The organism is Saccharothrix sp. S26 (assembly GCF_021390395.1).
In the GTDB taxonomy this organism is placed as follows: Bacteria; Actinomycetota; Actinomycetes; order Mycobacteriales; family Pseudonocardiaceae; genus Actinosynnema.
Window position 1 is genome coordinate 21,392 of the sequence record NZ_JAJUWT010000016.1, and the last position, 22,405, is coordinate 43,796.

General features: G+C 72.9%; 16 protein-coding genes. 7 read left to right on the plus strand and 9 right to left on the minus strand.

Annotated elements, in window-relative coordinates; genetic code table 11:
• Positions 1 to 13 precede the first annotated feature (13 nt).
• The 9 genes from LZG04_RS25410 to LZG04_RS25450 all read right to left on the minus strand — a co-directional run bounded on the left by LZG04_RS25410 (position 14) and on the right by LZG04_RS25450 (position 12,042).
• The gene (locus LZG04_RS25410) at positions 14 to 1,018 is read right to left on the minus strand and encodes a hypothetical protein (protein WP_233820999.1); all 1,005 of its coding nucleotides are present in this window, start codon (positions 1,016 to 1,018) and stop codon (positions 14 to 16) included.
• Between the two features lie 76 nt (positions 1,019 to 1,094).
• Positions 1,095 to 2,432, minus strand: coding sequence for an NAD(P)/FAD-dependent oxidoreductase (locus LZG04_RS25415; RefSeq protein WP_267937831.1), 1,338 nt, complete (start codon positions 2,430 to 2,432; stop codon positions 1,095 to 1,097).
• A complete protein-coding gene (locus LZG04_RS25420) occupies positions 2,429 to 3,760 on the minus strand; it encodes a radical SAM/SPASM domain-containing protein (RefSeq protein WP_233821000.1) in 1,332 nt (443 codons plus the stop codon). Before LZG04_RS25420 ends, LZG04_RS25415 begins: the two co-directional genes overlap by 4 nt.
• The gene (locus LZG04_RS25425) at positions 3,757 to 4,623 is read right to left on the minus strand and encodes a hypothetical protein (RefSeq protein WP_233821002.1); all 867 of its coding nucleotides are present in this window, start codon (positions 4,621 to 4,623) and stop codon (positions 3,757 to 3,759) included. The genes LZG04_RS25420 and LZG04_RS25425 overlap by 4 nt, the downstream gene beginning before the upstream one ends.
• On the minus strand, positions 4,620 to 6,011 hold the full coding sequence (locus tag LZG04_RS25430; RefSeq protein ID WP_233821004.1) for a hypothetical protein: 1,392 nt from the start codon (positions 6,009 to 6,011) through the stop codon (positions 4,620 to 4,622). Before LZG04_RS25430 ends, LZG04_RS25425 begins: the two co-directional genes overlap by 4 nt.
• Positions 6,008 to 7,459, minus strand: a complete 1,452-nt coding sequence (locus LZG04_RS25435; RefSeq protein WP_233821005.1) for a ferritin-like protein — start codon at positions 7,457 to 7,459, stop codon at positions 6,008 to 6,010. Before LZG04_RS25435 ends, LZG04_RS25430 begins: the two co-directional genes overlap by 4 nt.
• A 294-nt stretch (positions 7,460 to 7,753) precedes the next feature.
• On the minus strand, positions 7,754 to 8,599 hold the full coding sequence (locus LZG04_RS25440; RefSeq protein ID WP_233821007.1) for an AAA family ATPase: 846 nt from the start codon (positions 8,597 to 8,599) through the stop codon (positions 7,754 to 7,756).
• A gap of 339 nt (positions 8,600 to 8,938) precedes the next feature.
• A complete protein-coding gene (locus tag LZG04_RS25445; RefSeq protein ID WP_233821009.1) occupies positions 8,939 to 11,035 on the minus strand; it encodes a BTAD domain-containing putative transcriptional regulator in 2,097 nt (698 codons plus the stop codon).
• A gap of 131 nt (positions 11,036 to 11,166) precedes the next feature.
• On the minus strand, positions 11,167 to 12,042 hold the full coding sequence (locus LZG04_RS25450) for an NAD(P)-dependent oxidoreductase (RefSeq protein WP_267937833.1): 876 nt from the start codon (positions 12,040 to 12,042) through the stop codon (positions 11,167 to 11,169).
• Positions 12,043 to 12,176: 134 nt separating this feature from the next.
• Between LZG04_RS25450 and LZG04_RS25455 the strand changes: the two genes are divergently transcribed.
• The 7 genes from LZG04_RS25455 to LZG04_RS25485 all read left to right on the plus strand — a co-directional run bounded on the left by LZG04_RS25455 (position 12,177) and on the right by LZG04_RS25485 (position 22,147).
• Positions 12,177 to 15,359, plus strand: a complete 3,183-nt coding sequence (locus LZG04_RS25455) for a BTAD domain-containing putative transcriptional regulator (protein ID WP_233821013.1) — start codon at positions 12,177 to 12,179, stop codon at positions 15,357 to 15,359.
• 337 nt (positions 15,360 to 15,696) lie between these two features.
• A complete protein-coding gene (locus tag LZG04_RS25460) occupies positions 15,697 to 16,869 on the plus strand; it encodes an acyl-CoA dehydrogenase family protein (protein WP_233821015.1) in 1,173 nt (390 codons plus the stop codon).
• 140 nt (positions 16,870 to 17,009) lie between these two features.
• Complete coding sequence (locus tag LZG04_RS25465; RefSeq protein WP_233821017.1) at positions 17,010 to 18,434, plus strand: NAD(P)/FAD-dependent oxidoreductase; 1,425 nt, start codon at positions 17,010 to 17,012, stop codon at positions 18,432 to 18,434.
• Between the two features lie 124 nt (positions 18,435 to 18,558).
• Positions 18,559 to 19,308 carry an SDR family oxidoreductase gene (locus LZG04_RS25470; RefSeq protein ID WP_308199298.1) on the plus strand — a complete coding sequence of 250 codons (750 nt, stop codon included), beginning with the start codon at positions 18,559 to 18,561 and terminating at the stop codon, positions 19,306 to 19,308.
• A 257-nt stretch (positions 19,309 to 19,565) separates the two neighbouring features.
• Positions 19,566 to 19,982, plus strand: a complete 417-nt coding sequence (locus LZG04_RS25475; protein WP_233821021.1) for a DUF4440 domain-containing protein — start codon at positions 19,566 to 19,568, stop codon at positions 19,980 to 19,982.
• A 63-nt stretch (positions 19,983 to 20,045) separates the two neighbouring features.
• Positions 20,046 to 20,570: a flavin reductase family protein gene (locus tag LZG04_RS25480; protein WP_233821023.1), complete on the plus strand. Its 525-nt coding sequence runs from the start codon at positions 20,046 to 20,048 to the stop codon at positions 20,568 to 20,570.
• Positions 20,567 to 22,147 (plus strand): acyl-CoA carboxylase subunit beta, encoded by a 1,581-nt coding sequence (locus LZG04_RS25485; protein ID WP_374202878.1) that lies wholly within the window; start codon positions 20,567 to 20,569, stop codon positions 22,145 to 22,147. Before LZG04_RS25480 ends, LZG04_RS25485 begins: the two co-directional genes overlap by 4 nt.
• Positions 22,148 to 22,405 lie beyond the last annotated feature (258 nt).

Below are 22,405 nucleotides of genomic sequence, written 5' to 3' on the forward strand. Positions count from 1 at the left end.
CATCGTGCCGTGGTCAGCTGCCGGCGATGCTCAGGCCGTTCCACGGTGCCGCGAGCGTGGTGGCCTGGTTGACGTCGCCGAACGGCAGCCAGCGGCCGTCGCTGGTGCGGATCGTGTGCAGCAGGCGGTTCTCGCTGGTGGTCAGCGCGACGTGCAGCGTGCCCAGCGAAGCGGTGATCGAGAACTGGGTGACGGTTCCGCCCGGTGCGCCGGTTTGCGACGCGACCTCGTGGAAGGAGGTCCAGCCGGTCGAGCGGAGCGCGGCGTGGTAGAGGGCGCCGTCGTTGCCGACCACGACGGCGTGCAGTTCCGTGCCGACCTGGGCGATGTCGACGGCAACGGCCGTCGTGCCGGACCGCGGGGTGAACGGCACGTCCGCGCGCTGTTCCCACGTGCCGTCGGCGTGCCGGACGAAGGACGACAACACGGTGTCCGCGGGCGGGTTCAGGGTCAGCAGCCGCAGGTCGCTGCCGGCACCGGCGATCGCGAAATCGCTGTCGAAGTCGACCTGGGCCGGGATGGCGGTCCACGGTGTCCACGTGCCGTCGGCGTGCCGGATGCGGTGAGTGAGGGCCGCGCCGTTGTCCCCGCCCCGCTGCACGCGGTGCAGTTCGCCGGCGACCGCAGTGAGGTCGACGTCGCTGGTCGGGCCGTCGGCGACGGGGTTCTCCTCGGTCCAGGAACCGTCGGCGTGCCGGATGACGTACCGGTATGCCTGGTAGTACGGCCCCACGCCGTAGTACCAGTTGTGCATCACGTGCTCTTCGTTGCCGACGATGGCCGAGGTCAGGTTGTTCGTGTAGTGCGCGCGGGGCGCGTTCGGGATGGTGTTGAACGGGTACCAGGACCCGTCGGCGCGGCGGATGGTGTGCGCGATTTCGCCGCCGCTGAGGGTCCTGACCAAGTGGACTTCCCCCGGGGCGTGCATCGTGGCCGGTTCGGCGTGGGCGGGCGCGGTCAGTGCTGCCATCGCCAGGGCCGCCACGGCCGGTATGCGCAGTGCGGTTCGCCTGTTCATCGTTGTTCCCCCTTGATGTGGCGTGAGTCACCTGCCTAGCACTGTCGGGGGGAAGTGGTGGGGTGAACGGCGGAATTCAGGCGGTGACCAGGAGACCTCGGGAGAGCAGCCACCGCGCGGTGGCCTCGGCCTGGTGCGCGGGCAGGTGGGCCGACCAGGCGTGGAGCAGGTCGGCGATCGGGCGAGGACGGTCGAGGTGGTCGAGCAGCGGGGCCAGTTCGGTGTCGGCGACGTGGGCGACGGGTGCAGGCAGCGACGGGTGGGTCAGGGCGCGGCGCAGGGTGACGAGGTCGCCGACCGGGCACGGGGTCGGCACCACGGCGGCCTCGTCGGCCAGGCGCACGGGGCGGTGCGGGTCGGCGGGGGTGAGCGGGCGGGGTGGGGCGGGTGGTGGTGCGGCCCGGCGGCGCCAGAACGGTTGGTCGCGGTAGCGCTGGTGGCGGTCGTAGTGGGCGGCGGTCCAGGTCGCGTGGCGGGACGCGGTGCGGTCGCGGCTGTCGCGGTAGAAGGCGAGGGCGGCGGCGCGGTCACCGTCGGAGAGGACGGTGTGGACCGTGACGGCGGCGGCCATGGCGCTGTGCAGCGCGCTGTCCACGCCCGACGAGGTGAGCGGGTCGAGCGTGAAGGCCGCTTCACCGACCTTGACGTGGTCCTCGGTGACGGGATCGTCGTCGCGGTAGGCGGTGGCGTCGCACACGGCCACGTCCAGGACGCGCGGGCGGTCGGCGAACAGGCCCGTGGTGTCGAGCAGGTGGTGGTAGAGCCGCGCCACGTCGAACGCGTGCCGGCGCAGGAGGTCCGGGTCGACGAACGCCATCGCGCGGAACGCGCCGTCGGGCAGGGGAGCGCCCCAGCACCACGCCTGCGGGCCCGTGCCGATCCGGGCCGGGCCGCCACCCGGCCAAGCGGTGTGCAGGGCGAGGGTCCGCGGGCCGGTGGCGGTGGCCGTGCCGCCGGAGATGCGGTGGCGCCCGCTCGCGTCCACCAGGAACCGGGCCCGCAGCACGTCGTGGCGCAGCGGCACCTCCCAGCCGGCCGGGCCGCGACGGGGCCGGCCGGCGCGGGCGGGTTGCCGGACGGAGACCCCGGCGGCGCGTGCGGCGGCGAGCAGGGCGTGGTCGAACCACCCCCGGTCGACGGTGACCGCACGGGGATCGGGCGGGACCAGGCGGGTGGCGGTGTCCTCCCACCGGACGAGGGTGCCCCGCGACGGCAGGGAGCCGCCCAGGGCGTGGGGCAGGCCGAGGACGTCGAGCAGTGGCCGGACGCCCGGTGACAACGCCTCGCCGACGTGCGGGCGGGGGAACGGGCGGCGTTCCAGCAGCACGACGCGGTGGCCGAGGCGGGCCAGGCGCAGCGCGCACGCGGAACCGGCCGGGCCGCCGCCGACCACGCAGACGTCCCAGGTCGTCATGCGGCGAAGTAGTCGGGCCTGGCCGCGAGCAGGCGGCTGTAGACCGACAGGCAGTGGTGCAGCCAGCCGCGGATGTAGGCGCAGGCGGGTCGGCCCCGGCGGATCACCTCGTGGTGGCAGCCGCCGCCGCACAGGTACCTGGCCCAGCACCCGGAGCACGGCTCCTGCCGGTGCACGTGGCGGTCGGTCAGCCAGCGGGCGCGCTTGGCGTCGTCCGGGTCGGTGGCCAGGTCGCCCATCGCGCCGTCGGCATCGCCGACGAACCGGTGGCACGCCGACAGCTCACCGTCGGCCGACACGCCCAGGTAGCCCGCGCCCGCCCCGCACGGGTAGGGCCGGTGCGTGCCGCGGTGGATCTCGCGCAGCGCGGTGACCAGGTTGGTGAACGGGTAGCGCCGACCGGCCAGGACCCGGCGGACGAACTCCTCGCCGCACGCGGTCATCTGCTCCAGCATCACCTCCAGGTCCGGCAACGCCATCTCGCCGTGCCCGGTGGGCGAGCTGAGCATGGGGGAGAAGCCGACGCCGTGGAACCCGGCGGCGGTGAACTCCTCCAGCGTGCGCGGCAGGTCGAGGTTGAGCGGGGTGACCGTGACGCGGGCCGAGACCTGCATCCGGCGCTGCATCGCCAGCAGCGGCGCGACCCGGTCCATGACGCGCTGGTAGCTGCCGCGGCCGTCGCGGTGGGGGCGCAGCAAATCGTGCCGCGCGCCGACGCCGTCGAGGCTGACCGTGACCGCGAAGCCGTGCGCCTCGAAGAACTCGCCGTCCTCGGGCGTGAGCAGGGTGCCGTTGGTGGTGATGGAGAACGTGACCGGGATCCCGGTCCGCCGCGAGACGGTGACGGCGTGGTCGGTCGCGGCGCGCACGACCGGCCGGTTGATCAGCGGCTCGCCGCCGAGGAACGCCAGGTTGACCCGTTCGCCGGGTGCGGCGTCGCGGAACAGCGCGTCCACGGCGGTGAACGCGGTCCGCTCCGGCATGTTCTTGGCCGGTCCGCCGAAGTCGCCCTGCTGGGCGTAGCAGTAGGTGCAGCCGAGGTTGCACTTCTGGGCCACGGCCAGCGACAGCGCCCGCACCGGCGGCGGGTCGGGCGCGAGGTCGTCGATCCGGCGCGGCGCGTCGAGGCCCAGGTCGGCGAGCACCGCGTCCAGCACCTCGGGGTCGGGGTCGCGGCGGGCGGCGTCGATCCGGTCGTAGAGGGCCCGGCCCACGCCGAACAGGCGGCTGCCGTCGGCCAGCAGCACGCGCGGCCCGGCGTCGGTGTCGAGCAGGTGGACGTCGGGGTGGACGGGTGCGGACGCCTCGAACAGGTCCCTCGCGGTCATCGGCCCTCCGGGTCGGCTTCGAGGTGTTCGGGCGCGTCGTCGCCGCCCACGATGAACCGCAGCTCGCCCTGCCAGTCCCGGAACAGGTCGTCGTAGCTGACCAGCCGGGAGTCGTCGCGGTTGTCCAGCACGTACTCGCGGGGCTCCCGGTCCTTGGCGAACCAGTGGTTACCGGTGGTGGTGCCCGCGCCGGTGTCCTCGACGTTGACGTAGTCCGGCCGGCTGGCGGCCCAGTAGTAGCAGGCGCACTCGCGGTAGTCGTTCTGCCAGGGCGAGCACAGGCCGCTGGTCAGCTCGCCCGGCCCGGCCACGTCCTCGGCGATCACGGCGAGCCGCTCGCCGGTCGCCGCGCTGCGCGCGAACAGCGGCCTGACCTCCAGTTCCACCACCTGGAACCGCGGGTCGGGCAGCTGCGCCGGTTTGCCGACCGGGTTCGGGGCCGCGTCCGCGGTGAACAGGCACGGCACGGTCCGCCCGACGTGGTCGGCCAGCACGTCGGCCAGGGAGTTCGACCACTCCAGCATCATCACGCCGTCGGGGTTGCCCGCCGAGGTCAACGGCGCCGAGCCGGCCCCCGGCCGGGTCGGGCCCACCACGGGGCCGATGACGTCGTGGTCGCCGACGCTGATCAGCCGGCGGCCGATGAGCCCTTGGTGCTCCGGCTGGGCGTCCACGACGTAGTTGTCGGCCTCGTGCAGCTCGATGCCGACCAGCAGCCTGCGCCAGATGGTGCGGATGTCGAACTCCAGGCCGGGGTAGGCGTTGGAGATCGCCGACTCCGGCAACGTGCTCGGCGGGTTGCCCGCGGCGGTGTGGTTCAGCTGGGCGGTGAGGTTCAGCGGGTCGATCCGGTCGTCGCTCATCGCGGTCCTCGCGTCTCGTCGCCTGCCTGCCGGAAGATCGCCTGCCGGGCGGCCAGGCGCACGAGGTCGACCTGACGCCGGGTCAGCGCCAGCGACCGGCCGTCCGCGCCGCGCATGAGCGCCGGCATCTTGCGCCTGCCCTTGGCGGTGAGGTCGCCGACCTCGTCGTGATCGCGCAGCACGTCGGCGAACCACGGCGCGGTGCCGCTGCGCAGGGCGGCGAGCACGTGCTGGTGCAGGGCCAGGACCGCGCCGGCGTCCACCAGGGACGGCGCCATGATCGGCTCGTAGAGCCTGCCCGTGTCGGCGGTGTCCTGCCGGACCATCGTGCTGGCCGCGTCGACCCGACCGTCCACCGTGTTGCCGTTCATCACCTCGGTGTTCATCAGCCGCACGGTCTCCGTGGCGCGGCGCAGCACCTCTTCGGCCACGGCGCGCGCGTGCTCCAGGCCGTCCCGGTCGGTGGCCCTCGGCCCGAACAGGGCCTGGTCGAGCTCGTCGGCGACGGTGCGGATGGGGACGGAGTCCGGCGCGTAGGCGGGCGGGCCCGCGCCGATGCGACCGAACGCGCTCAGCTCCCGGCCCAGGACTTCGAGCTTGACGTGCACCAGGCCGTCGCACTCGTCGTCCAAGTAGCCGCGGCTGACCCAGGATCCGTCCGGCCCGTCGTCGCCCGCGTAGATCTGGGCCGGGATGGTCAGCCGCGGATCACCCGGCTGGTCCGCGTGACCGCGCCACTTGCCCCTCGTGGCGTCGTAGAGGAAGTCCACGACGTTCGGGTCGGGGTCGGTGGGGCGGTCGGTGTAGGCGGAGCCGTAGACGTGGCCGCCGGCGGGCGTGAAGCGCAACCGGATGCCCGGGAACTCCGGCGTCGGCTTGACGTACCGCGCGTGGCCCAGCGGCAGGAACTTGTCGTCCAGGAAGTTGGCGCACAGGCCCATCAGCACGTGGGCGGTGTGGTCGCTGAACCACTCGGTGTCGGCGTCGATCCGGTCGTCGTCGTCGTACGTGCGGCGCTGGATCTTGTGGTTGCCGACCCGCACGCGCCACTGCACGTCGTCGGGTGTGAGGTCGTTGGCCTCCAACAGGTCCACGGTCAGCGGTCGCAGCACGTCGTCGTCGGTGAGCGCCCAGACCTCCAGGAACGGCGCGACGGGCCGGACCTTGCCGTGGCCGTCGGTGAAGCGCAGTCGTTCGGGGGTGTCCGCGCCGGTGATCGCGCCGGTGGCGGGGTCGACCCGCAACGTCGGGGCCGGGCGCAGCCGTCGTGGCGCGAGCGGCTGGTCCGGGTCGGTCTCGGCGGTGTAGTTGTCCATCGGCTCGGTGGCCGCGCCGAGCCGGCCGATCGCCAACGGTGGCAGGACGCGCAGTTCCCGGATGGTCGTCATCGCGTGCACCCCTTGCGGCCCAGGACGTGCTCGATCTGCTCCAGCGCCCGCTGGTCGGACTCGCGCAGCGCGATCAGGTAGGGGTCGCGGGCGGAGGCCGGGTCGGTGTCCACCAGCTGGTCGACCAGCAGTCGTGACGCCTGCACGAGGTCGCGTTGCAGCAGCCAGCAGTCGTGGTCGTGGTGGGGCAGTTCGAGGCTGTACGGCATCTCGAACGTCGGCCCCGCCCGCAGCCCGTCCGGCACGTCCCGCTCCAGCGGCAGCTCCACCAGCCGCCCGGCCACCGCGCGCAGGTTGTACATCTCGGCGAACGCCCGGTGCACGAGCGCACCGCGCCCGGTGAGCACACCGCCGTTGTCGAGCGGACCGGCCAGCCGGAACGCGTGGGCGATGTCGGTGAGCAGCATCCGGTAGCGGAGGTTGAACAGGTGGCCCCACAGCGCCGTGAACGGGTCGGTGATCGGGCTGGTCGTCACCTCGGCGGCGGCGCGGTCGGCAGCCTCCACCTCGTTGAGCCGGTGGGCCGTCACCGGGTTCTCCGCGACCCGGCGGGCCACCAGCGCCTGCTGCTCGGGCGGCAGCCCGGCCAGCGCCCGGTAGATGCCGAGGAACCGGTTGAAGTGCGAGGTCTCGTCCTGCTCGTCGACGTCCGGCGCTTCGCCCTGCTCGCCGATCTCGTGCAGCGCCTTGCGCGCGGAGTCCCGCGAGAACACGCCGAACACCAGCAGTTGGGGTGACGCCACGTCCGGCACGTTCCCGGCTTCCTGCCCCCGCTGACCGCGGGTGTAGCCGCGGCCCCACTCGTCCCAGGACGCCTGGTACGGCAGCGTTTCGGCGTGGAACAGCTCGTCGGGCAGGAAGTCCTTGTTCTTCAGGACGGAGTCGATGCGGCCGTAGAGCGCGCCGACCCGGTTGACGTACTGCCCGGCGGTGTCGGCGGCCACCTCCTTGATCGCCTCGGCTTCCGGGCCGGACCAGGTCTCGGGGCTCTCCGCGACCACGTACGTGGCCAGCGACCGCGCGCTCAACGGGCGCAGGCTGAACGCGAACGGGTAGAAGTCCGAGCCCCACGGGTAGTCCTCGCGGTCGAGGTTCATCGGCCCGCCCAACGCGGTCAGCAGGTTCTGCACCGTGACGAGGTGGCCCATCTCCTCCTTGGCGATGCCGAGGATGATCTCCTGCCAGCGGCGCACGTCGTCGCGCAGCTCCTCGGGCACCTGCGGGCCGCCCATGGAGTAGGCGGCGAACAGGTACTGCACCATCAACGAGTGTTCGATCTCGGCCGCGACGTGCAGCAGCATGACCGTGTAGTCGCGCCAGTTGAACTCCGGTGGCAGGACGGGTCGCTCGCCCTCCGCGTCCAGCGCCCCGGCCACCGACAGGGTCGCCATGGCGGGCGGCAGGTCCGCGAACAGCTCCGGCACCACCGACGCGAGATGCCTGTGCACCCTCGACCGCATGGCCTACCCCCGTTCCGGCGCGACTGCGTGGCGCACGGGCGAGCGTGCCGGCGTCCGCGGTGCCCGCGCCCCCGGTCACCGGCAACGCCAGTCGGTCCGGTGAACCGCGTCATCCGGCCGGGTCGACCGAGCTGACGGACAGTCGCCGTCCACCGCCACGGTCGGACGAGCCTTGCCCGGTCGTGGTCAGCCGGGATGGCGGCGTGGCGCGGGCGACATGGCCACGCCCGCGCCGCGCGATCCCGGCAACTGCTCCTCGTCCTCGCCCGCCACGGCCGCCGCTTACGCGGCGAGCCGGGTCGCGTCGTCCAGCACGTCCACCTCGGCGCGCAGCGCGGCGCGGATCGTGGGCGGCAGGAGGGCGGTGTCGGCGGCCGGGTGCGCGGTCTTGACCAACGACTCCAGGTACAACGGGTTGCCGCCGCCGGCCTCGTACACCGCCCGCCGCCACGACGGCCCGCGACCGGGCCCGATCAGGGCGACGGCGTCCGCGAAGCCCAACGGCGGCAGCTCCACCCGACGCCCGGTGCCCGCGCGGTGCGCGTCCGACAGCGACGCTTCGAGGTTGGCCGGCAGCGGCACGGCCCGGTGGGCCGGCACCAGGACGAGCTCGCCGCGCGGGGGTCGGCGGATCAGGTGCGACCAGCAGTCGAGGGAGCTGTCGTCGGCCCACTGCGCGTCGTCCAGCGTGACGACCATGGGGCGCGTGCGCGACGCCGCCTCCAACGCGTCACGCACGACCCGGTGCCTGCGGTAGCGCTCGACGGTACCGGTGTCGTCGGCGCAGTCCGCCGCGGTTCGCCCGGCGGCCTGGCGGCGCAGGTCGGACAACTCCTGCACCAGCTCGGTCAGCACGCCGTAGGGCACTTCGCGGTCGAACTCGGTGCCCCGGCTGCTCACCACGGTGAACCCGGCGGCCTGCGCGTCGGCGTGGAACACCTCCAGCAGCCGGGTCTTGCCGATGCCGGGTTCGCCGACGACGTGCAGGACCGTGGGTTGGCCGCGCCGCGCGGCGGCCAGCGCGTCCGCCATCACCTGCCGTTCGGCGTCACGTCCGGCGAACGTCGTTACAGCCCGTGATTCGACCAGGTGTGCGCGGGGGTGGTGGGTGGCGTGGACGCGGACCACTCGAAGGGGTTAACCAGCGGGCAGTGCGACGGTCCCTTTGGGTCACGGGCACGAGCCGGGCGAGCGCGACGACGGCCACGGCTGCCAGGGCTTCGCGGCACAGGACAGCGGTTCCCGCAGGTCGCGGTCCGCTCGGCACCGGTTTCGAGGGCCGCCGACGCCGGCGTGGAGGGGCGAGCGCGCCGGCATGGGACCACTGCGGCCGGTGCCGGAGCGCCGTGCGGCCGCTCCTGCGGGCGGGCGACCCGTGGACCTGCGGCCCCTCTTCCGGTGGCGGCCGGAGGGAGGGGACGGACGGATCGGTGCACGACGGCGGGCACGCGACCCCGTCCTCCGCGGTCAGGCGCTGTCCGCCCCCGCCGCCGTGCCTGCCAGTGCCATGGCGTACCTGGCACGTCCTTCGGAGCGCCGGAGCGGGACCGGCTCCCGCTCCGACCTCGGGGCCGGAGCACCGGACAGACCCTCACCCACCGCGGACAGCATGAGCCGGCGCAGCCGGTCCACCGTCCCGTCCCGCGGTGGGTCGAGGGTGATCGTGGCGGCGTGCGGCTTGCCGCCTCCCCAACTCGGCCTGCGCCCCAGCAGAGCCGGCCGTGCGAACACCACCACCAGCAGCGGCACGGGGTGATCGGAGTCCGCCAGGGACTCCACGGCGTCGAGCACCTCCTCCGCCGCCAGGTGCACCTCCCGCAGCAGCACGACCAGCGGCTGGTCGCGGGCCGCCAGTTCGAGGAAGCGCCGCCACGCGGTCAACGAGCCGGTGCTCGGCAGCGACCGGTCGAACAGCGGCAGCAGCCGGGTCGCCAGCACGTCGGCCTCGGAGCGGGTGGTGGGGCACAGGGCCGACGACAGCTTGGCCCGCACCGTGTCCACCGCGTCCTCCGCCCGCACACCGCAGTAGTCGGACAGCACGTCCGCCGCCACGCCGAGCACGTCGCCCTCGACGACCTGGCCGCCGAGCACCCTCGCGCCCTCCACCGAGCCCGCGAACCGGTCCAGGAACGCGTCCGGCTCGCCGAACACGGTCACGAGGTGGGGCGTGTCGCGGCGAACGGTGCGTTCCAGCAACCCGCGCACGACGGCCAGCTCGCTGTCGTGCTCGTCGGCCTCACCGCGGCTGCCGGTGACCTCCCACGCCTCGTCGGACACCCGCGTGCCGTGGAACGCCCCTCCGACCTGCTCCCAGGTCCGCGGACAGGTCCACACCGCGCCCTCGGGCACTGACGGGAGCAACTGCTGGCAGTGGTCGACCAGCGCGCCGATCACCGTCGGCGGCGCGTCCGGCTCGGTCAGCACCAGCGCCTCGCCGGTCGCCACCGCGACGTGCACGGCCAGGTCGTGGCGCATCCCGTCGGCGAAGCAGTCGCGCAGCGCCAACGCCGCCCGAACGGCCCGCTCGCCGTCGTCGCCCTTCGTGTACGGGCCGCCGAACACCGCCAGCGACGCGGACCCGATGGACGTGGCCACCGTGCCACCGAGCTCCTCGATGCCCGATCGCACCATCTTGGCCGCCGCCGCCAGCGCGTGGTCCACCACGGCCGGGTCGGCGGCGGGCACCCCGCCGCGCGGCCGGACCCGCACCAGCGCGACGGTCAGGTGCCGCCGCTGCGCCTCCGGCGACGACGTCCGCCCCGCCACGACCGGCCTCAGCTGCCGGACGACGGGCTGCTGCCGCTCGGGCGGCAGGGCGAGCGACGGGTCGTGGGTCAGGATGGCGTGCTGGAGCTTCTGCAGCGCCGGCCCCGGTTCCAGGCCGAGGTCGTCCACCAGCGACGCGCGCAGCCTGCTGTAGACGGCCAAGGCGTCCGCGTGCCTCCCGCACCGGTACAGCGCCAGCATGAGCTGCCCGCACGACCGCTCGCGCAGTCGTTCCGCCTCGACCATCGCCTCCAACTCGCCCAGCACCGACTGGTGCCTGCCGCACGCCAGCTCGGCGTCGAAGTAGTCCTCCATGGCGTCGAGCCGGGCGTTCTCCACGACGGTCAGCTCGGGCCAGCAGATGCCGGTCTCCACCAGGTCGGCCAAGGCCGTCCCGCGCCACGTGCCCAGTGCCTGCCGCAGCAGCTTCGCCCGGATCTCGGGCTGCCCCTCCGCCCGGCCCCGCTCGGCCAGCTCGTGGAACCGGAAGAGGTCGACCCGGGACGGGTCGACCTGCAGCACGTAGCCGGGCGCCTGGGTGGACAGCCGCGCCGCGTCGGGACCGTCGGTCGCCGACATGGCCGCCCGCAGGCTCCAGACCGCGTTCTGCAACATCTTCCGCGCGGATGCCGGTGGATCCTCTCCCGGCCACAGCGCGGACAGGAGCTGGCTGGTCGGCACCACCTGGTTCGCCCGCAGCAGCAGGAAACCGAGCGTGGCCCGTTGCTTTATGCCGCCGAGCGAGATCGGTCGCCCTTCGTGCAGCACTTCCAACGGGCCCAATAATCGGAACTCCACGTCGCCCCCAGTCTTGCTCGAACCGGAATGGGGTGACCACTCCGGCTACCACGAACTCCGAATCCGGCGGACCGGTGCGCAGCTACGAATGGATTCCGGTCACCACCGCTTCCCGTCCGGTGCGGAAGTGTTCAGTCGGCGGACGGCTTGCGCAGCACTTCGATCAGTCCCGCGAAGCCGTCACCCGCGTGACCGCGGCGGATCGCCTGCTCGACGCGCGCCAGCAGGAAGGCCGGCAGGGCGTCGTCGACCCCGGCCGCCCGGCTCGCGGCCACCAGTCGTTCCACCACCACGGCGTGGTGCACCAATGTCGTGCCGGGGTACTCGCCTTGCTCGACGCGGGCGGTCAGCCCCGGCACGGCCGGCCCGACCACCCGCTCCAGCCAGCGCGTGGCGTGCGGCAGGAAGTCGCCCGCGGCGACGTTCTCGGCCGAGACCAGCGCCAGCCCGTGCAGCAGGCCGATCCACGTGCTCCACATCACGCCGAGCAGCGCCACCTCGTACAGCGCGGGCAGGCCGACGTCGGCGCCCAGGTGCGTGCGGGTGCCGCCGATCGCGGCCAGCGTCGACTCGTGCTCCCGGTACAGCGCCTTCGGACCCCCGTAGAAGGCGAGCGCGCGGTCGGTACCCACTTCGTCGGGGGTGGCGAGGATCGAGCCGTCCAAGTAGCCGACGCCGCGGTCGGCGGCCCACGCGGCGGTGGCGCGCGCCTCCGATGCGGTGCCCGCGGTGAGGTTCACCACGACGCGGTCCGCGGGCGCCTCGCCGAGGGAGTTCACGATCTCCCTCATGGCGCGGTGGTCGAGCACGCACACGACCACCAGTCGGCTGGCCGACACCGCGTCGACCAGCGTCGCCGCGCCGACGACTCCGCCGGCGACCGGCTCACCGGGCAACCGGTGCCACACCGTCGTGGGGTGACCGGCTGCCACGAACGCACGGGTGATCGCGGCGCCCATCGGCCCGAGCCCGATGACAGTTACAGGCGAACGGGGGTCCGCCGTCATCTCCGACCTCCTTCTGGGACGACTCCACTGTCACCACACGCCCTCCCGATCGCCTCTCGAGTGCCTCTCGGTCCGAAATGTGAGCGCTTTCGCCGATGCCGCTGGATGCCGCGGAGTGCCGATATGGTGACTGTGTGCGTTTCGGGATCCTGGGTCCATTATCCGTTTGGACGGAGGACGACCACGTCGTCCACGTGCCGGGGGTGAAGGCGCGCACGCTCCTGGCGACGCTGCTGGCGCACGATGGGGAACCCGTTTCGGTCGACAAGCTGGCCGACGAGCTGTGGGGTGACTCGCCGCCGAGCAACGTCGCCGGCGCGCTGCACACGAAGGTGTGGCAGTTGCGCAAGGCGCTGGAGGACGCCGAGCCGGGTGCGGGTGAGCTGGTGGTGTCCCGCCCGCCGGGCTACCTGCTGGACGTGCCCGCCGACGCGGTGGACGCGCGCCGGTTCACCGCGCTGCTCGCGTCCGCGCACGAGACGACCGACCTGCGGGCGAAGGCGGCGCTGCTGGGTGACGCGTTGGCGCAGTGGCGCGGTGCGGTGCTCGCGGACTTCGCCGACGCCGACTTCGCCCGCCCGGTCGTGGCGCGGTTGGAGGAGCTGCGGCTCACCGCGCTGGAGGACCGGGCCGAGGTGATGCTCGGCCTGGGCGAGCACGGCTTGCTGGTGGGGGAGCTGGGCGACCTGCTCGCGCGCCACCCGTTGCGGGAACGGCTGCGCGCCGCGCACATGCGCGCGCTCTACGGCTCCGGCCGGCAGAGCGAGGCGCTGGCGAGCTTCGACGCGTTGCGGGTCACGCTGGCCGAGGAGCTGGGCCTGGAGCCGAGCGCCGAACTGGTGGCGTTGCGCCAAGCCATCCTCCAGCAGGACCTCGCGCCCACGCTCACCCCGATCACGACGGCGGCGCGCCCGCTGACCAACCTGCCGGCGCCGATGACGCCGCTGATCGGCCGCGACGCGGCGATGGCGCAGGTGCGCGCGCTGCTGGACGCGAGCAGGCTGGTCACGCTCAACGGCATCGGCGGTGTCGGCAAGACCAGGTTGGCGCTGGCCACCGCCGCCGGCGTCGCCGACGCCTACCCGGACGGCGTGTGGCTGGCGGAGCTCTCCACGCTGGAGTCCCAGGACGGCGTGCTGGAGCTGGTCGCGACCGTGCTGGGCGTGCGCGACGAGGTGATCGGCTCGGGACCGCTGATGGCGCTGGCCAACCGGCTGGCCGACGCGTTGCGCACCAAGCAGTTGCTGCTGGTGCTGGACAACTGCGAGCACGTGGTGGAACGGGTCGCCGACGTCGCCGAGATGCTGCTCATGGCGGCTCCGGGCGTGCGCATCCTCGCGACCAGCCAGGAGCCGCTCGGGATCGAGGGTGAGCGGCTGTGGACGGTGCCACCGCTGACCCTGCCGGATGCGGACGGCGTGTCCACCGCGGTGGACTTGTTCGTGGCGCGCGCGACCGCGGCGGCGCCCGACTTCGTGCTGGACGAGTCCACGGTCGACGCCGTGCACGCGATCTGCCGCCGGCTGGACGGCATCCCGTTCGCGCTCGAGCTGGCCGCGACGCGGGTGCGCGCCCTGGGCGTGCACGAGGTGGCGGCCCGGCTGCAGAACCGGTTCGCCCTGCTCACCGTGGGCAGACGGGGTGCGCCGGCGAGGCAGCAGACGCTGCGCGGCGCGATCGACTGGAGCTGGGACCTGCTGTCGGAGCGGGAGCGGGTGGTGCTGCGCAGGCTCTCGGTGTTCAGCGGCGGCAGCCCGCTCATCGCGGCTGAGGTGGTGTGCGCGGGCGACGGCATCGACCAGGACGAGGTGCTGGACCTGGTGGCGCGGCTGGTGGACCGGAGCCTGGTCAGCGCGGCCGACGTGGCCGGTGCCCGTCGATACCGGCTGCCGGAGTCGGTGGCGGCCTACTGCGCCGAGCGGCTGCGCGAGGCGGGGGAAGGCGACCGGGTGCGCGCCCGGCACGCCACCTACTACGCCGACTTCGCCGTCCGCGTGATGGCGCACCTGCACGGAACGGACCAGCGCCGGTGGCTCGACCTGGCCGACGCCGAGGCGGCGAACTTCCGCGTCGCCCTGGACACCTCCGCCCACCAGGACCGCCCGGACCTCGCGCTGCGCATGGTGAACGCGTTGGCCTGGTACTGGTTCCTGCGCGGCAGGCTCGGCGAGGCGACCCGGGCCTTCGGGGCGGCGCTGGCCGTGGACGGACCCGCCGACCCCTCGGAGCGCGCGCAGGCGTTGGCCTGGCAGGCGGGCTTCAGCCTGCGCGCCGGCGAGCCGACCTCCGAACTGGACCGCCACGACGACCTGATCGACCGGATCGCCGACCCGAGGGGGCGGGCGATGACCCGCTGGTTCCTCGGGTTCGCCCGGATCGGGTACGGCGACCACGACAGCAGCGAGAAGCGACTTGACCTGGCGCTGCGGGAGTTCCGCGCGCTGGACGACCGGTGGGGCACGGCGGCGGCGCTGGCCGCGCTCGCGACGCAGGCCCTGCTGCGCGGCGACCTGGGCGCGACCCGGCAGTACGGCGAGGAGAGCGCCGAGCTGTTCCGCGACCTCGGCGACGGCTGGGGCCAGCTCCAGGCCGGTGACGCGCTGGCGACGATGGCCGAGGTGCGCGGCGACTACCTCCAAGCGGTGCGGCTGCACCGGGAGGGCCTGCGCATCGCCGAGACGTTGGGGCTGTGGTCGGAGGTGTCGATCAAGCTGTCCGGCCTCGGTCGGATCGCCCTGCTCCAGAACGACTACACCCACGCGCGTGAGCTGCACGAACGCGCCATGCGGCTGGCCGCCGAGCAGAGCTTCACCTACGGCGAGTTCTTCGCCGAGTTGGGCCTGGGGCTGGGCGCGCGCCGGGAGGGGCGGCTGGACGCCGCCGAGGCGCACCTGCGGCGCTGGCTGGCGTGGTGCCGCGAGGTCGACGGCGACGTGGGCGAGGCGTTGATCCTGGCCGAGCTGGGGTTCGTGGCCGAGCAGCGCGGTGACGCGGTGGCCGCCCTGGCGACGCACCTGGAGGGCTACTCGATCGCGAAGGCCACCGGTGACCCCCGATCGGTGGCCCTGGCGCTGGAAGGGCTGGCGGGCGCGCTCGCGGTCGGTGGGCGGCACGCCGGCGGGGCCACCCTGCTCGGCGCCGCCGTGGCCGCGCGCGAGGCGGCCCACGCGCCGCTGCCCGCGTCGGAGCGGGGCGACGTGACGCGGATCGAACTGGCGCTGCGCGAAGCGCTCGGCGCGGACTTCGAAACGCACTTCGCGCGCGGTCGCGCGCTCGACCCCGTCGCGGCGCACGCCCTGGTCGACCCGGACTCGTAGCAGTCCACCCGCGGACGCGCGAACTGCGGGGAAGCCACCCGGGACATCGGTCCGCGCGGCCCGGAACACGGCGGCCACAGGCGCTGTCGACGAACACGCAGCGTCTGTCGCCGAACACTCTGAGTTCGATTTCCACTTTCCGGTAATCGAACGCTCATTGCCATTCCCGGCGACCCCGTGAACCGGGGATGACCACGGCGTCCTCGCTCCTGGGATATATCTGCAACCAGCGCACCGACTACCCGGGGCGCGTATTCGCGAAACCACAGCCGAGGACCTGGCGAGCCATTCTCGCGGGCTACGCGAAATAGCGGTGCTGGCCGACCAAGGAGGAGCAATGACCACGAGTGAGTTCACCGCCGTCCTCGATGCCGTGCGCGAGGTCGTGCCGACCTTGCGCGAGAACGGCCGGGCGTCGGAGGACAACCGCTGGATCGTGGACGAGAACATCCACCTGCTGGAGAAGACCGGCGTGCTCGGCATCGCGTCGCCGCGCCGCTACGGCGGGCTGGACCTGCCGATCGGCGAGGCCGCCAAGATCATCAGCGAGGTGGCGTCGGCCTGTGGCTCCACCGGGTGGATCACCATGGTGTGGGTGTCCAACGCGTGGCTCGCCACGCTCTACCCGGACAAGACGCAGGACGAAGTCTTCGCCGACGGCCCGTCCGTGCGGATCTCTGGCGGTTTCACCCCCTCCGGCACCCTCACCCCGACCGAGGGCGGCTACAAGCTCAGCGGCACCTGGCGGTTCAACTCCGGCTGCCGCGGCGCGCAGTGGAACATGGCCGCCGCCATCGTCCAGCGCCCGGACGGCACCGAGGACGAGGCGATCGCGATCGTCCCGATGCGGGAGTTCACCATCGCCGACGACTGGGACACCTTCGCTGCGGGCGGCACCGGCAGTGCCTCGACCTCGCTCAAGGACGTGTTCGTGCCCGAGCACCGCGTGGTGAGCTTCGAACACGCGCTGACCGACACCACTCCGGGTCGCGCGCACGTGGAACCCGGCCGCCGCTACGGCCTGTTCCCGGTGGTCTTCACCGAGTGCGCTGCGGCGTGCATCGGCATCGCGCGCGGCGCGATGGAGCTGTTCCTCCAGCGCGTCCCCGGCCGCCCCATCACCTACACGTCGTGGACCGACCAGCGGCAGCACCCGCTGACCCAGATCCAGGTCGCCACCGCGGCCAACAAGATCGCCGCCGCCGAGGGCCTGGCCGAGGGCTGGTGGAAGCTGCTGCAGGGCCGTGCCGACGAGGGTGGCGAGCTGACCACCGAGGAGCGGGCCCAGCTGCGCGGCCAGACCGCCTACGCCATCCAGCTGGCGAAGGAGGCCGTCGAGATCCTCTACTCCGCCAGCGGCGCGTCGGTGCTGCAGAAGTCCGTGCCGATGCAGCGGTTCTTCCGCGACATCGAGGGCTTCGCCCAGCACGGCCTGCTGCTCAACACCACCAACTACGAGGTGCAGGGCCGCACCCTCCTGGGCTTGGACCCCGACACCCCGTTCCTGTAACCCCCCGGTCGCCGCGACGCCCCCCACCGCGGTGACGACCACCTGCTGACCCATCCCGGGACGTGCACCCCCGACCACGTCCCCAGTCGAACGAACCCTTGCCGGAAGTCCGCCGCCGCGGACCGGACGAACGAGATGAGATGACCGACCAGAACCCTCCCCGACAGGGCATGATTGGACGCCGCACGCTGCTGAAGGCGCTGGGTGTCACCGGCGTGGCGGCGGCGACAGGAGCCGCCGCCCGCACCGGCACCGCCGCCGCGGCCCCCACCCTCCACGACGTGATCATCATCGGCGCCGGGTTCGCGGGCATCACCGCGGCCCGGACGCTGCGCGAGCAGGGCATCAGCTCGGTGGTGCTGGAGGCCCGCGGCCGCATCGGCGGCCGCATCTGGACCTCCACCCTGGCCGGCCAGCAGGTCGAGTTGGGCGGCCAGTGGATCGCCGAGAGCCAGGCGCTGGCCATGGCCGAGCTCAACCGCTACGGCATCCCGCTGGTCGGCGACCCCGACGCCTTCCCGACCATCTCGTACTACCCGACGACCGGTGGTCCCCAGACCTTCGACTTCCTCTCCGCCAACGAGCACTTCGGGACGCTGCTCAACAAGCTCTTCGAGGGCTCGACGAGCTACTTCCCGCGCCCCGAAGACCCGCTGTACGCGCGCGACCTCGTGGCCAGGGTGGACCAGCTCTCCCTGCGCTCGCGGATCGACCAGCTCGGCCTGTCCACTCAGGACCGGATGTGGCTGGAGGGCTACACCAACGCCTACGCCGGCGGCGACAGCAGCACCCGCGGCCTGACGTCCATGGCGCAGTGGTGGGCGCTCGGCGGCCACACCCACGCCGGCTGGGACGCGCAGACCGCGACCCGGCCGCAGGGCGGCATGACCGCGCTGCTGACCAGGATCCTCCGCGACGCCGCGCCCGACCTGCGGCTGAACAGCCCGGTGACGACGATCTCGGACACCGGCACCCAGGTCAACGTGACCCTGCGCAGCGGCAGCACGCTGTCGGCGCGCACGGTGATCGTGGCCGTTCCGGCGAACATCTGGCGCACGCTGCGGTTCACCGCGGGTCTGCCCGCCGTGCACTCCGCCGCCACCAACTACGGGCTCGGCGTGCCGAACGTGACCAAGTTCTGGTTCCGCACCAGCGGGTCGAGCGGTCGCGTCTTCGCCAGCGGGAAGCCCGGCGACCCGATCTCGCTGCTGCTGCCGCAGCGCGTGCTGTCGACCGGCGACGTGCTGTCGGTCGGCTTCAGCGAGAACGCGTCGCTGGACGTCACCAGCCGGTCCGCGGTGCAGTCGGCGCTCCAGCGCATCGCGCCGGGTGTCACCCTGCTGGAGCACGCGTACGCCCCCTGGGGTCGCGACCCGTACTCGCTGGGCGCGTGGGGCATGCGCGGGCCGAACCAGCTCCTCGCCCAGCTCCCCGCGATCCAGCAGCCGCACGGGCGGCTGGCGTTCGCGACCGGCGACATCGCGACCGGCTGGCACGGCGCGTACATCGACGGCGCGATCGAGAGCGGCATCCGGGCCGCCAGGCAGGCTCTCGCCCAGCTGTGACGGACCGGGTCGGGTGACCGGGAGCCTGCGGAGAGCCGATGGAGAGGCAGGTCCCCTAGCGTCGGTGACGATCCGACTCCGGTGCGGGTCTTGAGTGGTGCATGAGGAAGGAAGAGGGAGTCTCGTGAGCCGGTTTGCCGGTAAGAAAGCAGTCATCTCCGGGGGTACCCACGGCATGGGCTTCGCCGTGGCGAAGGCACTGGTCGAGGGTGGGGCCGAGGTCCTGATCACCGGGCGGGACGGCAAGAACCTGGAGGCGGCACGCCAGGAGCTCGGCGAGCGCGCGCACTTCGTGAGCTGCGACGTGGCGAACCTCGCCGACGTCCGCGCGGTCGGTGACGCGGTCCGGGAGAAGCTGGGCGAGGTCGACTTCGTCCACGTGAACGCGGGCTACGCCAAGCTGGAGCCGCTGGCCGTCGTCACCGAGGAGAGCTACGACCGGACGTTCGCGGTCAACACCAAGGGCGCGTACTTCACCACGCAGGTGCTCGCGCCGCTGGTGAAGGACGGCGGCTCGATCGTGTTCACCACGTCCATCGCCAACGCGAGCGGCACCGCCGGCATGAGCGTCTACTCGGGCGCGAAGGCCGCGGTCCGGTCCTTCGCGCAGGCGTTCGCGGCCGAGCTGATCGGCCGCAACATCCGGGTCAACGCGGTGAGCCCCGGGTTCATCGACACGCCGAGCATGGGTGTGGACGCCTCCGCGGAGGAACGGCAGCACTTCTCCGAGCTGGGCGACCAGCTCACGCCGATGAAGCGCCACGGTTCGGCGGAGGAGGTGGCGGCGGCGGTGCTGTTCCTGGCCTTCGACGCGACCTTCACCACCGGCCAGGAGTTGGTGGCGGACGGGGGCCTCACGGCCCTGACCGGCTGACGCCGGGATCGCCGCAGGCCCGGTCGTCCCCGTGGGGGGCGGCCGGGCCTTTCGCGTTGTCCGGGAGAGGGTCGCCCCCGGACCGATCGGGCTTTTCCCGGGCAGCGCCCAAGGTGCGTTCGGGCACTCACGGACCGCTCACCGGTTTCGACTGAATGCGCGATGAGCGATCGGTTATTCCACGATGAGTGGACGTGGCGGGCAGGCCGATAACGTCGGTGCCGGGCATTTGCCGCACTGCAGGAAAGGAATCGCCCATGACCGCGCAGATCGACTTGCAGAACCTGGACCTGACCGACGACCCCGACACCCAGAACGACGTCTTCCTGGCCGCGTTCAACTCGGGCCAGGGTGCCATCTTCGACAGCCTCTACCGGGACGACTCCATTTCCAACCTGTCCGGCGGGCCGCTGACCGGCCAGGCGCGCACGGAGGCCATCACCGCGCTGCTGGCCACCAAGCCGAAGCTCAAGTCGAAGGTCAAGTCCTACTACACGACCGGCGACACGTCGTTGATCATCGTCGACTACGACCTGGAGATCACCAAGGAGGACGGCGGCAAGCAGCGCATCCTGGGCAAGTGCACGGACGTGCTGGTGCGCGGCGAGGACGGCAAGTGGGTGATGGCGGTCGACCGGCCGGTCGCCGACCGCGTCGAGGACATCCAGGGCTGAGCCGCACGCGCGGGTCGTGCCGCCGGCGCGGCCCGCGCCCTGCTCGCGGGAAGGACGTGTGCGATGGAACTGGCACCCGAGCTGACCGGGGTGTCCCCGACCGAGATGCGCTCCACCCTGGCCCGCTTCGCCACCGGCGTCGTCGTGCTGACCGTCGGTGGTGAGCACATGCACGGGATGACCGCGAACGCGTTCAGCTCCGTGTCGTTGGACCCGCCGCTGGTGCTGTGCTGCGTGGCGCACACCGCGGTCATGCACGGCGCGATCACCGCGTCCCGGCACTTCGCCGCCTCGGTGCTGCACGCCGACCAGGAGGCCAGCGCCCGCTGGTTCGCCGCCCGCGACCGGCCGCTGGGACCGGCCCAGTTCGAGCAGGTCGACTGGCAGGCCGGACCGGCCACCGGCGCGCCGGTGATCGCCGGGTCGCTGGCGTGGCTGGAGTGCGAGCTGGTCGACGTGCACGAGGCGGGCGACCATTCCGTGTTCTTCGGCCGGGTGCTCGGCGCGGGCCGGGGCGACGGCCGGTCGGGGCTGGTGTTCTTCGACGGTGGCTTCTGGCAGGTCGACACGAGCGAAAGGCGACGATGAGCATCTCCGAGATCGAGTTCCGGCCCGCCGTGCGCCCGACGCAGCCGCCGCCGCGCACCATGCGGGCGCTGCGCGACCGGCGCGACGAGCTGGCCGGCCGCATCGCGCTGGGCGACCGGGTGGCCGTGGAGCGCCAGCACCGGCTGGGCAAGCGGACCGCGCGGGAACGGCTGGAGCTGCTGCTGGACGAGGGGTCGTTCGTCGAGGTCGACATGTACCGGCGGGGCACGACCGGCGCGCACACCGACGGCGTGGTCGCGGGCTCCGGCACGGTGGACGGGCGGCGGGTGTTCGTCTACGCGCAGGACTTCACCATCGCCGGCGGGTCGCTGGGCGCGGGGCACGCCGAGAAGATCCACAAGGTGATGGACCTGGCCCTGGCCACCGGGTCGCCGATCGTCGCGCTGAACGACAGCGGTGGCGCCCGCATCCAGGAAGGCGTGATGGCGCTCAACGGCTACGGCGGCATCTTCCGCCGCCAGGTCGAGGCGTCCGGGATCATCCCGCAGATCAGCGTGGTGCTGGGACCGTGCGCGGGCGGTGCGGCGTACTCGCCCGCGTTGGCCGACTTCACGTTCATGGTGCGCGAGACCGCGCAGATGTACCTGACCGGGCCGGACGTGGTGAAGGCGGTCAGCGGAGAGCAGGTGACGCACAATCAGCTCGGCGGCGCGGACGTGCACGGTTCGATGTCGGGCGTGGCGTCGTTCGTGCACGACGACGAGGAGAGCTGCCTGGCCGACGTGCGCTACCTGCTGTCGCTGCTGCCGTCGAACAACCTGGAGTCGCCGCCGTCGTGCGAGCCTCCCTCGGAGGACGACGACGTGCGGCCCGAGCTGGCCTCGCTTGTGCCCGTGTCGCCGAACCAGCCCTACGACATCCGGGCGGTGATCGGCGAGGTGGTGGACGACGGCGAGTTCCTGGAGGTGCACGAGGGCTGGGCGGCCAACGTGGTGTGCGCGTTCGCCCGGATCGGCGGCGAGGTCGTCGGCGTGGTCGGCAACCAGCCGCTGGTGCTGGCGGGCGTGCTGGACACGGCGGCGTCGCAGAAGGCGGCCCGGTTCGTGCGGTTCTGCGACGCGTTCAACGTGCCCCTGGTGACGTTGGTGGACGTGCCGGGGTTCCTGCCGGGCACCGACCAGGAGTACGGCGGCGCGATCCGGCACGGCGCGAAGCTGCTCTACGCCTACTGCGAGGCATCGGTGCCCCGGGTCCAGGTGATCCTGCGCAAGGCATACGGCGGCGCGTACATCGTGATGGACTCGCGGTCCATCGGCTGCGACCTGTCCCTGGCGTGGCCGACCAACGAGATCGCGGTGATGGGCGCGGAGGCGGCGGTGAACGTCATCCACCGCAAGGAACTGGCCGCCGCCGCGGACCCGGACGAGCTGCGGCAGGTGCTGGTGTCCCGTTACGCCGACGAGCTGGCGCACCCCTACTACGCGGCCGAGCGCGGCCTGGTGGACGACGTGATCGACCCGGCCCAGACGCGCGTGGCGGTGCGCCGCGGACTGGCCATGCTGCGCGACAAACGCCGCCGCAGCCCGGCGCGCAAGCACGGCAACGTGCCGCTCTAGCAGGCCGGGCGGCTGGGGTGGCCGGACCGCGCTTCCGGCTACCTCAACCGCCCGTCGTGCGGTTGGCTTTCGACCGTGCGAGCACTCTTCCCGGGTTCCTCCGACCCGATCACGCCGGGCCACGCGGACGTTTTGCGTCGCGCGGCGAGGTCGAGAGGGGATCGACGTCGTCGTCCGCGGGGTCCGCAACCTTCGCGACTACGAGCTGCCGACGGCCCGCATGAACGGTGAGCCGGCGGGGGTGGAGACCGCGTTCAT